This window comes from Planktothricoides sp. SR001, assembly GCF_001276715.1.
Taxonomy (GTDB): Bacteria; Cyanobacteriota; Cyanobacteriia; order Cyanobacteriales; family Laspinemataceae; genus Planktothricoides; species Planktothricoides raciborskii.
Window position 1 is genome coordinate 27,134 of the sequence record NZ_LIUQ01000028.1, and the last position, 15,311, is coordinate 42,444.

General features: G+C 43.6%; 9 protein-coding genes. 4 read left to right on the top strand and 5 right to left on the bottom strand.

The features are described from left to right. Positions 1–28: 28 nt before the first annotated feature. The 3 genes from AM228_RS16725 to AM228_RS16735 form a co-directional block, all read right to left on the bottom strand. Positions 29–373, bottom strand: coding sequence for a hypothetical protein (locus AM228_RS16725; protein WP_054467276.1), 345 nt, complete (start codon positions 371–373; stop codon positions 29–31). Between the two features lie 253 nt (positions 374–626). Next, positions 627–2,258 carry a hypothetical protein gene (locus AM228_RS16730; protein ID WP_054467278.1) on the bottom strand — a complete coding sequence of 544 codons (1,632 nt, stop codon included), beginning with the start codon at positions 2,256–2,258 and terminating at the stop codon, positions 627–629. A gap of 88 nt (positions 2,259–2,346) precedes the next feature. Next, positions 2,347–3,531 (bottom strand): ATP-binding protein, encoded by a 1,185-nt coding sequence (locus AM228_RS16735; RefSeq protein WP_082348921.1) that lies wholly within the window; start codon positions 3,529–3,531, stop codon positions 2,347–2,349. Between the two features lie 1,218 nt (positions 3,532–4,749). Between AM228_RS16735 and AM228_RS16750 the strand changes: the two genes are divergently transcribed. The 3 genes from AM228_RS16750 to AM228_RS16760 all read left to right on the top strand — a co-directional run bounded on the left by AM228_RS16750 (position 4,750) and on the right by AM228_RS16760 (position 11,748). Beyond that, complete coding sequence (locus tag AM228_RS16750; protein WP_054467283.1) at positions 4,750–6,381, top strand: Hsp70 family protein; 1,632 nt, start codon at positions 4,750–4,752, stop codon at positions 6,379–6,381. 439 nt (positions 6,382–6,820) lie between these two features. Next, positions 6,821–10,612: a response regulator gene (locus AM228_RS16755; protein WP_054467284.1), complete on the top strand. Its 3,792-nt coding sequence runs from the start codon at positions 6,821–6,823 to the stop codon at positions 10,610–10,612. A gap of 35 nt (positions 10,613–10,647) precedes the next feature. Beyond that, entirely contained in the window at positions 10,648–11,748 is a 1,101-nt protein-coding gene (locus AM228_RS16760; RefSeq protein ID WP_054467285.1) for a response regulator, read from the top strand. Between the two features lie 164 nt (positions 11,749–11,912). Here the strand turns inward: AM228_RS16760 and AM228_RS16765 are convergent, their stop codons facing one another. Both AM228_RS16765 and AM228_RS16770 read right to left on the bottom strand, forming a co-directional pair. Then, a complete protein-coding gene (locus AM228_RS16765) occupies positions 11,913–12,935 on the bottom strand; it encodes a PstS family phosphate ABC transporter substrate-binding protein (protein ID WP_054467287.1) in 1,023 nt (340 codons plus the stop codon). Between the two features lie 34 nt (positions 12,936–12,969). Continuing rightward, positions 12,970–13,524 carry a CDP-archaeol synthase gene (locus AM228_RS16770; protein ID WP_054467289.1) on the bottom strand — a complete coding sequence of 185 codons (555 nt, stop codon included), beginning with the start codon at positions 13,522–13,524 and terminating at the stop codon, positions 12,970–12,972. A 209-nt stretch (positions 13,525–13,733) separates the two neighbouring features. Here AM228_RS16770 and AM228_RS16775 point away from each other — a divergent pair, with 209 nt between their 5' ends. After that, complete coding sequence (locus AM228_RS16775) at positions 13,734–15,305, top strand: diacylglycerol kinase family protein (RefSeq protein ID WP_054467291.1); 1,572 nt, start codon at positions 13,734–13,736, stop codon at positions 15,303–15,305. The last annotated feature ends 6 nt before the right edge of the window (positions 15,306–15,311 follow it).

Genomic DNA, 15,311 nt, shown 5'->3' on the forward strand with positions numbered 1-15,311 from the left:
GGCGATCGCCCCTACTAATCCCTGACAGCTAAAAAGGGTTTTCGACCCCCGACGGGTGTAGTCTATTGAGAACTTCCAGTAAACCAACCGTTCCCACAAAAAAAGTGTACAACGCTGACTTCAGGGGATTTTTCCCTTGGGATTTCGCAGCAAATCCGGCAATTATGGCTTCAATAAAATGACTGATGAGAGCAAATTGGGCAAGGATAATCACCCATTTAAATGTGTCCATTTTCAATATATCAGGTGGAGATTGATCTATAAAATTGCTAGTTAAATTCCAGGCTTCTAAAATAATTGCCCCACTAATTAGCAGGGTGGAAATTATCTTTATTGTTGGCAGCAAAATGGGGGCGATCGCAGTCCATTTCATGTTAGCTATTCCTCCTGACAATTATTCATTATTCATTATTCATTATCCATTAGGTGCGTTACGGCGGATACGATGTAGTTAAATAACAGATAATTAATTTGAACCACAGAGGCACAGAGGTTCACAGAGGTGAACACCGATAGGTGCGTTACGGCGGGAATCAAGGTTAGTTGTTTTTTGCTTAGGTTATTTGCCCGCCTAACGCACCCTACTTACTTCCGCTTTCCGCGTGAACGAATCGCACAATCAATTATCAATTATCAATTGTGTCCAAGCCTGAACCATAAGTCCAAGCATCGATCCGTCTTCGCCATTCATACTGTTGGGAAAGGGGCAAACGGTTGACCCAGGAATTTATTGCTTGACCGACCGGACATAAAGCTGTATAAATTCCTAGGTTAATATAATGTTGCATCCAGTTGATTAAAGGCGGTAGTCCAACTTGGGGAATAATTTTGAATACTAATCCCGGTTGGGTAATAGACGTTTTCCATAAGGTTTTCGACAGTCCGCTAAATTGAACTACATCTTGTAAAAAAGGTTTGAGCACCGGATCTCCCAGGTCAGCCATTCCTTGAAATACTCCAGAAAGTAACTGGTTAATTTGATTCGGGGCAATTTTTTGTTCCACCGGCACCATCATCGCCCGTTGAAATAACCATGTTACGGAAAGATTGGGTTGGTAGGGCATTAATTCCCCTAGGGACTTTTGAGAAAGCAAATCGTTTTTTAGAGCATCATTGATTCCCTGGCTAAGACGTTTTAAGTGACGCAACATTGCGCCAAATCCGCCAAAACTCAACGGAGATTGTGCGCCACTACTATCCCCGACAAACAGTAACCGATCCCAGGGCGATCGCAGGGGACTTTGGCGATAGGAGGGGAAAAATCCAAACAAGGCGCGGACAAATTCCAGTTGATCTAAGGAAACATTTTGGTACTCTGGCAATAGGCGAAAATAGTCTTCAAATAAATCCGCCAAGGTGATTCGTTTGGGGTCAGCGTCGAGATAAGTAAATAAATAAGTGGTTCGCCCATCTTTGGCGGGGAATGCTTCCCAAAAATACTGGCATTGATGGGCGATCGGGGTAAACGATACCATTAAATCCCCGGTATCATTCCGACTAAACCCTTTGGCACAAGTGCCGACGACTAAACAAACGCCATCGGGTTTTTGCCCTTGGCGTACTTGCCGGACAATAGGGGAAAAATGTCCCATGACATCAAGGATTAAGCGGCTGGTAAAAGTTTTGCCGAGAGGATTTTCGGCTTTTTTCGCGAAGTACGCCGATCCCCCAGCCCCTCCAGCCCCTGACGGTTGCCCTGGGGAAACCGTTGCTTGGACGAGTACGCCATTAGGATGAATCACGGCACCGGAAAAAGCGGTTTGGGTAAAAAGTTGACCGCCCGCAGCCAGAAAGCGAGATTTAAGGGCTTCTAGGAGATAGACCGGATCTACCCCCAGGTTGAGGATATCTCTGACCCAAAATTCTGGGCTATCGGTAAATTTAATCCGGGCAGGGTTATATTCACTGGCGATCGCCTCTGCCAGTTCTTGATCGGTGAGCAGGCTGAGTTCTGACAACACTGTTAACTCTTGGCGAGAGATATTCCATTCTTGATCTCGTCCCCGCAACTCTCCCCGTTCCAGCAGGGCGACTCGCCAACCTTGTACCGCCAAAGCGGTGCCAATAAAAATCCCTAAAGTGCCTCCACAAATCACCACATCCCACTCTACAGAGTCTAGGGGTTCTGGGGCTTGATGGATCGCCCCCTGACTAGGGGAGGAATTTTCCCGAAGCGATCGCCACAAATTATCAGCCCGTTGCAGTCCGGCGAATACATTACCGGGGAGTTGACCGAGAATTTTTTCTGTGAGGGTCATAAATCTTGACATTTGTCTTATGTTAATTGCAAGTTACCAGAACGAATAAGCAATAACAAATCACCAAGGTTATATCAGGTTATATTTTTTAATGATTAACGGTTGATAGGGGATGATTTTCCTTGATGACAGTTGATGAATTAACTGAATTAACTGAATTAACTAAACTTTCTCTTTGGGTTTCTGATTGGGGCAACCGAATCAAAAAAGTTGTGCCGGCGGAATTAGATGTAAAGGAAATATCCCCACCATGAGCATTAATAATTGAACGGACGATCGCGGTTCCCAAGCCAGTCCCCCCGCGTTTACCATAAGTGACAAATGCATCAAATAAGCGATCTTGAATTTCCGGGGGAATTCCCGGCCCATTATCGGTAATTTTTAAACTAACCCATTGATTTTCTTCGCTGGCAGTAACTTCAATTATACCTCCTTTACCGTCAAAAGCATCTACCGCATTGACGATTAAATTTTGCAACACCCGGATTAATTTATTTTCATCTGCCCACAAAACAATTTCATCAACTCCAGCCACCACAAAATCCACCTTGGCATCTTTTAAATAAATCCGATTCAGCCTTTCAAACTTGGCTAATATTTCCGATAAATTTACGGGTTTTTTTTGTAAGGTGGAAGTTCCCCGCGTAAATTCTAATAATTCTTCTGCCATGCCCAACATTCGGGTAACTTGGGTTTCAATTAAATAGCACCATTCCTGGGTTTCTTCATCATCTTGATGAATATCTCTAATCATAGAACTGGATAACTGAATTCCCGTAAAAGGGCTTTTAAAATCATGGACAATGGCGTTGACCATTTCTCCAATTAACGCCATTTTTTGTTTGTGCATAATTTCATGCACATATTGATCGGTGGTAATCCGCAGATATTGAATAACGTGAGAAAATAATTTCATCACTACATTACCGGGGGTTCGCTCCAAAATATTCATGAGTTGATCGCAGGGTATTTTGGCCAATACAGTTTCACCTCTACAAATAGCCCTAGCACTCCGAGGTTGTCCATCTAGTACCCCAAATTCACCAAAAAAATCGTTGGGATGCGACCAAGCAATCGTTTGGTACTGATTTGGTCCAAGGGATTTGCTAAATTCGACTTCACCCGCTAATACCAGGTATAAGCTATCTGGGATTTCATTTTCTTCAAAAACTAGCATTCCATCTTGAAAGCTTCTTACCGTAGCGACCTGACAAAGTTCGGTAGCTTGTTCTTCTTGAAAATACAAAATAAATCTATGTGATTTTAAGTCCATGTCCCATATCCCCAATTGAACTTTTGATTTGACAGTGATTCGGCGATCGCCCGCCCCCAATTAGTTGGTCAAGTCAGCGGTTAAGGTTTGAATATTCAGAGATCGGTCACTTGCCGACAAAACCGATTAAACCTGAGAGAATAGGCAGAGAATAGGCGATGAAAAAAACCTTTTGCCTTACAAGTGACTAAAGCGGAGATAGCTGATCGCCTATCAATGTGACATCAGATCCCTAGATCTAAACTCTCTAAACTCTCTGAACTCTCTGAACTCTCTGAACTCTCTGAACTCTCTGAACTCTCTGAACTCTCTGAACTCTCTCAAATCTAAAGATATCTCGATTTTGACCTGATAGATCGTATTATTGCACCGTTCCCTAGAAGAGTGAAGTTAACGCTTCTGGGGATTTTTTTCTGAGGATTCTCCCTGGGGCTCCTCAATGTCTGGAGCGATCGCACCGATTACAGACTTGACCCCAAGCCGATCACTTCAGAATGATTAATAGACAATTCTGGACTGATAGACCGGGATTGTGGATCCCCAACCGATGGCGGTCGATCCCCCCAACCGATGGCGGATCCACCGCCATAGGCTTTGCACGAATTTTGCCAAAATTGTCTAATTTTTTCTCTTACAGCGGTTATCATAAATTTTTGATAAATTTTTGATAACTCTAATTTTATAGCCATCTAATTTTAGGATTCTCTGTCGCCTCAATTGTGTTGATTTGACAAAGTTCCTCAGTAAAAATACAGAAATGGCTCTAGTAGTAATTTGCGTATTTTTATCGATGACATTTATCTCTGAGTACGGAGATAATTAGAATATAAAATAGAATCTTTTTGCCATTTTTTATGCTGGTATCTAGCCCCACTGATAAATCTGCCATTAAGATCAATGCTGTTGGCTCAGTAGTGATCTATTCTGCGTTTATTTTGACAACCATTTGTCTCAGCGCGATCGCCCTGGGAGTGGATCTCCAAGAAGCCCTCTGTAACGCTCCCTTACTGCCGCCACCCACTGCTGATGTGCTGCCGCACCACCGCTGAGGATGAGCGTGGGGTGCTTCTGGGTACTTCTGGGTGCAAGGGACAAACAACAAATAACCACCAACCACCAACAAATAACAAATAGCTCCATGACCTATATTCGCGGATGTCCACAGGCGATTAAAATAGATTCGGCATAAATTCGGCGCATAAGCTAGTAAAAAGAATCATGGCAGAAAACAATGCAGGCTACAATGCAGGCTACAATATTGGCCTTGATTTTGGCACCACGAACTCGATTATTTCTTATCTCGGCACTACAGGGGAGCTAGAAGCGTTTCAGTATGGAGGTCCGAATGGGCATAAATATATTCCGTCTTTTATTACTTACGAAGATAATTTTATCGAGATTGGCACCGCCGCCCGGACGACTGCCGCGAATCATCCGACGGTGGAAAGTTATGGCAATTTTAAGATGCGGTTGCCCATCGTGGAGCCAGAGTTGTTGACATTGAGCGATCGCGCCGACTCAAATCGGACTGCGGTCAGCGTCACCTCAGATTATCTGCGGGAATTGTTGATTTCCCCAGAAAATCCCTACAGTTTTATGACCCAACAAGGGAGGATCGCCCGTTTAGTGGTGTCTGTCCCGGAAATTTGGCAACGGGATATTTACAACCGAGGTCGAGAATCTTTGCAAAAATTGATTCAAGATTTAGGATTGCCGTTAACTCAATTAGTCAGCGAACCTGTAGCGGCAGCGGCTTATTATACCTGGGAAATGCACCGACGGGCGATCGCTCAGAATCGCGATCTGTTCACCGGCAATTTACTGGTTTGTGACATGGGAGGCGGCACGTTTGATGTGAGTCTTTGTCGCATTTATGGCAACAATAAAGTGGAAGTGCTTTATTTCGATGGTCAAGGCGATCGCGGACTAGAATCGGCGGGGGTGGCTTTCGATCGCCGTTGCGTCCAACAAGCTTATAGGGAAAAACATGGGGTCACATTAGATGAAAATAGTCCCGAATTTATGCGCTTATTAGCGGAGTTTGAAGCGGTAAAAATTGGCTCTCATGGACGAGTTACCCGCAAACTGCTGAACTGCCTGAAAGCCCCGGATATTTATGACTCACAAGTGATTTATGTCTTTGGCGGCGGTTATTCCGTCACTTATGCTCAGGTGACGGAAGCATTTGCGGCGATCGCCCAGGGAATTGAAGCGGTAATTCACCGGCTGAACCATTGGTTTACCCAACAAAATCAAACCATTGACAGACTATTTTTAGTTGGGGGATTTTCTCAATTTTTATTAGTGGAAAAAACTATTCGCAATGCCCTGGGAATTTCTCAAGAAGACGAGCGCTTTGACCGCAATTTTAATATTACCAATAGTGCTTATGCTATTTCTTATGGTGCTTGTTTAATTGCCAATGGTTTAGTCGATCCCACGGAAAAATATGTGCATAGTCTGGGAATTGTCGTCGATACGATTAACTCGGAAGCAGAACGAGAGGAGCGATATATTACCCTAGTGCAAGGGGGCAGAAATTTAACGGAATTAGCTCAACCCCAGTTTGCCGATATTCCGCCGTTATTTACTTTCCATGATGAACCCTTGACCTTGACCCTTTGGGTCGATCCTCAGTCTAAAGGCACTCGGTTTAAAGATATGTTGCCGGATATTATCAAATTACCCAGTTCTAGCCCTAACGATCAATGGCGAGTGGGCATGAGGGTGGATCGATCGCAAATTTGTTATTTGGTGATTGCCGATATGTTAGGGAAAAAACGGGTGGAATATGAGCTAGGAAATGCGATCGCGAAAATGTTTCCCGGTTTTGTCTTAATTGAATCTTAGGCTCCCTGATAGATCCCCGATCGTTTAAGCGATCGCTGTTTAATTTGGCCGATTAATTTTACCGATTAATTTTGCCGATTAATTTTGCCGATTAATTTTACCGATTAATTTGGCCGATTTATTGTGCCAAGCATTTTTCATCTAATTTTTACGGAGAATAGCGGTAAGACAGAGATTAAAACCGTATAAATACTGATGTTATCGGCATAGTTAATCGTATATAATGATAGTAAATCACTATCTTGGAAAGGCTCTTTAAACCGGGTCATATTTGGAAATAAACCCGGAGAAAATTTGCCGTGAGTTATTGCCGTGAGTTATTGCCGTGAGTTATTGCCGTGAGTTATTGCCGTGAGTTATTGCCGTGAGTTATTGCCGTGAGTTGTCAGATCGGAATAGAGACTAATTTTCAGAAAATGATTCTGTGGGTAAACAATAAATGTTCAGGGATTATTTGCATTTCATTGGCCAGATAGGAGGAAACAACATTCTCCATCAAGGGGAATATCAGCCTTTTTTGGTCGTTCTTTCGATCTCGATCGCCATTTTTACGTCATATATGGCGTTTTTAATGGGTCAGTTTGCGGAGCAAGTTGCCAGTCAGCGGGTTCGCCAGACACTTCTTTCCCTGAGTGGATTAGCCTTGGGGGTGGGCATCTGGGCAATGCACTTCATTGGTATGGTGGGGTTTCATTTGTCCTGTAGCACCAGCTATAACCCTTGGATCACTATCCTGTCAATGGTGCCCAGCGTAGGGGCCAGCATCTACACCATGCATTTCATCGCCCATCCCCAACCCAGTTTGCCAGTAATACTGGCTGGAGGGGTCTTGGTGGGACTGGGGATTGGGACGATGCACTATTCAGGGATGGCAGCAATCCAGTTAGATGGCTGGATTCGCTATAATCCCGTGCTGTTTTCTGTCTCAATTCTCGTGGCCATCATTTTGGCGACGATCTCCCTCTGGTTTCGTTTCTACATCAACAAAATCTTTGGCGAAATTGGGGGCTATGCCTTAGCCAGTTCAGCAGTGGTCATGGGTTTGGCGACATCGGGGATGCACTATATCGCCATGACCGCCACCCAGTTCTTCTGTAATCCGTTCAGCACGATGCCTGATTCTGGGGTGGGACTGAATGCGATCGCCATTGGTGTCACCGTGGCAACCACCTTGCTGACGGGAATCATCATGCTGGTGGTATTGCGGGAAACCACTTGGCAAAAAAATCAGAACCAGATTCTGGCACAAACAGAAGCTTGGTATCGTGGGATCATTAAATATGCCCCGGATGGGATGCTGGTGATTAACTCGCGGGGGCAGATTATCCTGACTAACCCGGTACTCGATGTCATGTTTGGCTATCAGTCCAACGAACTGCTGGGGCAGTCGTGGGAAATCCTGAGTTTGACCGATAGTTCTGGCGGACTGCTTGACTTGGGGGATTACTTCCAAGCCAAAGGGCAGGTTTGTCCCCTCAACGATCGCAACTTAGAGTTACAGGGTCAGCGTCAAGATGGGACAAAGTTTCCCATCGAAGTCGCATTAGTCCGTTTGCCGGAACTAGGGGATCGTGGCATCAGTGTCTTTGCCTCGGTACGGGATGTCACCAGCCGCAAACAAACGGAATCGGCAATTATCCGCCAGCGCGAACAATTGCAGTGGATCTTGGATAAAGCCCCCACAGGAGTTGCCATCACGGTGGACAACATTACTCGCTTTGCTAACCCGTGCATAGGCACCCTAGTGGATCTCAAAGTTGGCGACAACCCAGAAAAAATCTATGCAGATAAATTCGATCGCCTTTATATGCTCCAACAACTAGGCCGTTATGGGGTATTTGAGGGGGGTACTTATAAAATGTATGGACCCGATGGCAAAATTCGGGACATTATGGCTACTTTTATCGCCACGGAATATGAAGGCAAGCCCGGAGTCTTAGGTTGGCTAACGGATATCAGTAAAATTAAAGCCGCCGAAGCAGAAATGCGACGGGCTAAAGAATTGGCCGAAGAAACCACCCGAATTAAATCGGACTTTCTCGCGAATATGAGCCATGAAATTCGTACTCCCATGAATGCCATTATCGGCATGACCCATCTGGCTTTGAAAACTGATTTAACTCCCCGCCAGCAAGAATATTTAAAAAAAATCCAAACCTCTAGTCAACATTTATTAGGAGTGATCAATGATATTCTCGATTTCTCCAAAATCGAAGCCGGGAAACTGAAGATTGAACAGATCGATTTTGATCTGGAAAAGGTCTTAGAAAATGTGGCGACCCTGATTACGGAAAAAGCAACAGCTAAGGGACTAGAACTGCTCTTTGATATTGAGCCAAATTTGCCCAGAAATTTTATCGGCGATCCCTTACGTATGGGGCAAATTCTGATTAACTATGCCAATAACGCCGTTAAGTTCACGGAAAAAGGAGAAATCACCATCACTGTCAAGCTGAAAGAATACCGAGATCGCGATGTGGTGCTGTACCTGGGAGTCAAAGACACCGGAATTGGCTTGACCGAAGAGCATCAGGGCACATTGTTCCAAAGTTTCCAACAGGCGGATACTTCCACCACCCGGAAGTTCGGTGGCACCGGGCTGGGACTGGCCATCTGTAAGCGGATTGCGGCACTGATGGGGGGTGAAGTGGGGGTGGAAAGCGAATATGGAAAAGGCAGCACTTTCTGGTGTACTGTTTGTTTGCAGAAAAGCACCTTACCGCCACGGCGAATGGTACTGAGTCGAGATATTCAAGGCAAACGGGTCTTAGTGGTTGATGACAACGAAAATGCCCGACTGATTATGAAGGATCTCCTGGAACAGATGAAATTTGATGTGGATCTGGTGAGTTCCGGTCAGGAAGCTTTGGATGCGGTCGCTGCGGCTGATACCTTCGATCGTCCTTATGAGATTGTTTTTCTGGACTGGCAAATGCCATTTATGGACGGGCTGGAAGTTGCCCGCCGAATCAAAAAAATTTCCTTGAAACATAAACCGCATCATTTGATTGTCACCGCTTACGGAAGAGAGGAAGTTTTCCAAGAAGCAGAATCAACGGGCATCGCCGATGTTTTGGTCAAGCCAGTCAATGCTTCTATTGTGTTTGACAGTCTAGCGAGATTACTCGGTGAAACGGGAGAAAATGTGGCCAATAGCAATTATGAACCGCCGAGTCTGCTGGCCGATCGCCTCAAAACCATCCAAGGGGCAAAGATTCTATTAGTAGAAGACAACGAGGTGAATCAGGAAGTGGCCATAGAGTTATTACAGGATGCCGGATTTGTGGTTGATTTGGCCGAAAACGGGCGGATTGCGCTGGCAAAAGTCAAAACTGATGATTACGATCTGGTGCTGATGGATATGCAGATGCCGGAAATGGATGGGATTTCCGCTACCATTCAGCTTCGCCAAGATCCTGATTACCAAACTTTGCCGATTGTGGCCATGACCGCGAATGTGATGCAAGGCGATCGCGATCGCTGTTTAAGCGCCGGGATGAACGATCATGTGGCCAAACCCATTGAACCGGAGGATCTCTGGAATACTTTGCTCAAATGGATTCCACCCCAGTCCTCCAAGAGGGAATCAGCAGAAACTCCTGTCCCGGCGATCGCCAAGCCCGAAAATCCGGTGACTATTCCTACAGATATTCCGGGTCTGAATATATGCGAAGGGCTGCGCCGGGTCTTGGGCAAAAAATCACTTTATCTGTCAATGTTACGCAAATTTGTATCGGGACAGAAAAACTTTGCCCAGCAATTTATCCAAGCTTGGGAAGTTGGTGACTACAAACTAGCAGAAAGATTAGCCCATACATTGCGTGGAGTAGCGGGCAACATTGGAGCCGCAGAAATCCAAGCCGCAGCCTCAACTTTAGAAACTGCGGTTAAAAACGAGGTTTCTCCTGGGGAAATCGAAGCATTTTTGCTGGCATTGCGTCAACCTCTGGAAACATTGATTGACCAATTAGAAATTAAACTGGCACCGGAAGTCGTGACTGCTACCGTCGATATAGATTTGGCTAAATTGACAGAAGTCTGCCATCAACTTTCTCACCTCTTGCTCGAAAATGATGCGGAGGCTGCCGAAGTTTTACAAGATAATACGGATTTACTTAAAAATGCTTTTCCCCAGGGTTATAGTGCGATTGCGGATGCGGTAAATTCATTTGATTTTGATGCAGCCCATGCCGCGTTATTGTTGGCTAGGGAAACTTTTAATATCTCTTAAGGTTAATAAATCAAATAACTAAACAGGGTATCTATATGGAAACTACTCAAAATACGCAAGAAAAAAAGACGATTCTGGTGGTGGATGATACCCCAGATAATCTGGCTTTTATTAGCGGATTACTCAAGGATACTTTTCGGGTTAAAGTTGCGAATAACGGCGAAAAAGGATTGGCGATCGCCCAGTCCGACAATCCCCCAGATTTAATCCTGCTGGATATTATGATGCCAGGGATGGATGGCTATGAAGTCTGTCGCCAACTCAAGGCGAATGTGCGATCGCGAGAAATTCCCGTGATTTTTCTCACCGCCAAATCAGAAATCGAAGACGAACGGAAAGGTCTGGAATTAGGATCCGCCGACTATATCACCAAACCCGTGAGTCCTCCCATCCTCCTAGCCCGGGTCAACACCCAACTCACCCTAAAAGCTTCTCTGGACAATTTGCGAGACTTACTTCAATTTCGCGAAGACATGGTAAACATGATCGTCCACGATTTGCGAAATCCCATTTCCATGATACTTCCCACCGTCGATTTACTACTGACATATCCTAACCTAGCCCCGGAAAAACGGCAGAAAAGTCTAGAAAGAATTTTCTATGGAGCACAACAACTGCGGCGTTTAGTAGATGATTTGCTCCTGAGAGCCAAGTTAGAGGCGAATAAGTTGGTTTTAGATTACCAAGATGTAGATATCTGTGAAATTTGTGCATCAGCAGTAGCCGATTTAGAAGTCAGCGCCGCTGACAAGCATTTACAACTGATTATAAAAACCCCTGAAGTGAATGATCGTACCGTCAAAGTCGATCCCATGCTATTTCGGCGAGCCATTGATAATTTATTATCCAATGCCATTAAGTTTTCCCCACAAAACAGCGAAATCACTCTCTTGGTAGATTATCCAAAAGAACGAGGTGCAAAAGTTCAGGTGGCGGATTTAGGCCCAGGAGTCAATGAGAATTTACGGCAAGGTATTTTTGAAAAATACGAGATTGGCACTTTGATGAAAGGCGTGAGCCAAATCGGTTTAGGTTTAGCTTTTTGTAAACTGGTGGTTGATGCCCACGGGGGAAATATTACCGTCACAGATAATACTCCTAATGGCTCAATATTTACCATCGAAATTAACAATTAATTATTAATTTGTTGATATTCTGATATTAGGAATTACGCAAATCTGGCGATTAACGGCGATTAAACAACATAGGTAGGGTGGGCTTTCGCCCATCCTACCCGTAATATATCCGTGTAGGATTTAGGGAATCTATGAGTCCCCATCCCCCCTAGATAAAACTCGGCTTATCTCAGACTGACAAATCCGGCATTTCTAATTATTTCTTGACCTTGATCCGTCAACATAAACTGGGCATAAGTTTCCCCAGCAATTTGATCCAATTGGCCATTTTCTTTCACCACCACAAATAAACGACGACTCCAGGGATATGCCCCACTTCTAAATACGTTCACATTCACTTCATTCCGTCGATTGGGACATTGGGAAAGAGGGATAAACGGTTCTTGATAGGGGGCAACAAATTCACCAGGGTTTTTACCAATTGGTACAGTTTTTACCGTACATTGAGGCACCAGTAATGTAGAGGAAGACCAGTAAATTCCCCCCATATCTCTCGCTACCATTCTGATAGCTTCAGTGGTAGTCTCTGTTAAGATAGCGTAATTGGGATCGTCTCTACCTATTTTACCATAAGGCTGGATTTTTAAATCTGGGCCCCCAACTTCGCTCCAGTTAGTAATTTTACCCGCATAAATATCATCATGTTGTTGAATGGTTAAACCGGGAATTTCTAAACTGGGGTGAACTGCTACGGCAATTCCATCAATCCCCACTGCGATTTCTTTTATTTTAAAGCCTCGTTTTTCGGCAGTTTCATATTCATTTTTAGAAATCGGTCGGGAAGATAAAGCAAAAGCCAGTTCATTATTTAATAGCATAGAGATTCCCGTACCCGTACTGGGGGCTTCTCGGACGGGATCCGTATAACGCAGTTGAAATTGTGGCCAAACGATTTGAATTGCTGGGTCAATTTCTGCTCTAATGGGCGCCCAAGTGGTACTGCCACCATGACTAAATAATCCTTTGGGAACATTTTTCACTTGAGCAAAGGTTTCAGGATATTCTATAACTGTTTGATTGGGGGAATTATCGGCAGAATTGTCACCATTTTCTGACGAATTGTTGCCTCCAGTAATCGATTGGATGCCACCCGATCGCTGAAAAAAGAAAAATCCTATCCCCAGCAGGGTTAAGGTGATGACTAGGGTTAGGAGGAGAACTTTAGTTTCTTTTGGAGTGTTAGACATTGCTGATTAACGGCTAATTTACTGATTGATGACTCTATTTTAAGCCCAATTTTTTTCTAATCCAAGTAGCGGTCATAAATAATAGGGGGGTGACAAGCAATCCCGTAAGAATCATATGTCCCGGAAATTGAAAGTAAAAATACCATAAAAGTAAGGTGCCATAAGGGGAATCCGTATGATCCACAAAATAAAATAGCAGACTACTTTCATCCCCAGGGGGAATTCCTAAGCGACGTTTGATAAAAGAATTGGGTAATTCAGATAAGTTAAACACTAATCCAACCAGTAACCCATACTCTAACCAGTTAAAAGATGCCAAAGATATCCAATTAGGCAGAGGGTCTTTGATGAGCAAAGGTTCTAATATTTGGCATAATAAGACGCTGACCGCATTGGTTAAGGGAAGACTGACTAAGCCGCGCCATTTTTTGTTTGCTCCAAATAATGACTGGTTAATGGGAAAGTTTAACGGTTCAAATAGTGGAGTTTTCCAGAGGAATGCTTCGATTATTCCCGCGATAAATAATGGACAAATTAGCCAGAGTATATTGGATGTATCCTGAAAAAATACTTGTAAAATCGGGGGCATAGTGGTAAAATATAGAGTGAGCGAAATTTCTCAATTTATTATAGCGCATTTTCAGTGAAATCAAATAGGAAACAGGGAATAGAAAAATGTTGGTTGGGCATGGCCGACCTGTTTAAGTAGCAAGCATTGGCCACCCTAGCCAAAAATATATCGCCAATATATCGCCAATATATCGCCAAATTTATCTGATTAAGTTAATCATATAAATATTGCATCATTTATATGATGTATTAACTAATAATTTTGCAGAAAAAAAGCAGAAAAAAATGCAGGAAAAAATTACGGAAAGAATGCAGGAAAAAATCCAGGAAAGAATATTTAGCGATTGCCTCTGGTTTATAGATAGCCCAAAACCGTTGGCGGAAAATACCCCTGATTATCCTTTAGGGTATTTAACGGAAAATTACTTGATATTTTTCCAGAATAGCCAAGAAAGCTATTTAAGCTTAGACGATGTAGTTGGGGTATCTATATGCGATAGATTAGAAAATATTGAGGAAGCATTTTTTCAAGTTAAAGCTTATCATTTGGTAGAATTATCAGCAGTTTTGGGTTTGGGAAAAAAACGCCAACGCCGGTTAAAAACTTATGAATTTGCTTGTCCCAATACTGAGGTGCGATCGCGCTGGATAGTGGCGATTCAAAACCTGATTCGAGGTTTACCGATTGACAACCAAAATCCGGCAGTTAATCAGCGGTTACAGATATTTTTAAATCCGACAAGTGGCAAAAAACAAAGCCGGATAATTTTCCAGCAAATTAGTCCATTATTAGACAATAGTCATCTGGAATATACCTTAACAGAAACCACCCGTACTGGTCAAATTCAAGACACCTTAAGTGAAATTAATCTCTCAGAAATTGATGGGATTATCATCGTCGGGGGTGATGGCAGCATCCATGAAGCAATCAATGGATTAATGAATCGTTCTGATTGGCAAACAGCAATCCTCAAACCCATTGGCATTATTCCAACGGGAACGGGGAATGGGTTAGCTAAAACTTTATTAGAAATTTCCGGTGAACCGGACGATCCCTTAAGTGCGGCTTTTCTGATTGCCAAAGGAATTACCCAAGGAAAATATCGCCCTTTGGATCTTGCTAAAACTCAACAATCTGGCCAAATATTTTATAGTTTTCTTTCTCTTGGTTGGGGAATTATTAGTGATGTAGATATTGAATCAGAAAAATTAAGGTTTTTAGGCAGTCTCAGAACCGATATTTATGCCCTGATGCGAATTGCGACATTGCGTCATTATCCAGGAAAATTTGCTTATTTACCCGCTTATTTACCAGAAACAGAGGCGATTACGCGTAGCGGATCCCTTACGGGAGTCGCCTCTCTCATGGGTGAATACCAAAGTGAATGTCAAACCTTTAAAAAATGTCCAAATTGTCTGGCAGCAGATAAACAAATACCGCCAACAAAGCAGCAAGATTGGCAAGTGATGCAAGATGACTTTGTATTAATTTGGGCGATGAATATTAGTCATGCTACCCAAAATATCAAAGCGGCACCTCACGCCCATTTATCTGATGGGATGATGGATATTATTATAGTCCGCCGGGGAATTTCTAAGTTAAACTTACTCTTAGCTTTCTTAAAAGCTGCCCAGGGAAAGCATCTCTCGTTACCGGGAATCGAATTTTATAAAGTACGGGGTTTTCGCTTAGAACCCTTAACCCCCCAGGGTATTTTAACGGTGGATGGGGAGCAAGTCGAGTATTTACCAATAGAAATGGAGGTAAAAAGAGGATTAGCCAGAGTGATTTGTGCGTGAAAAATG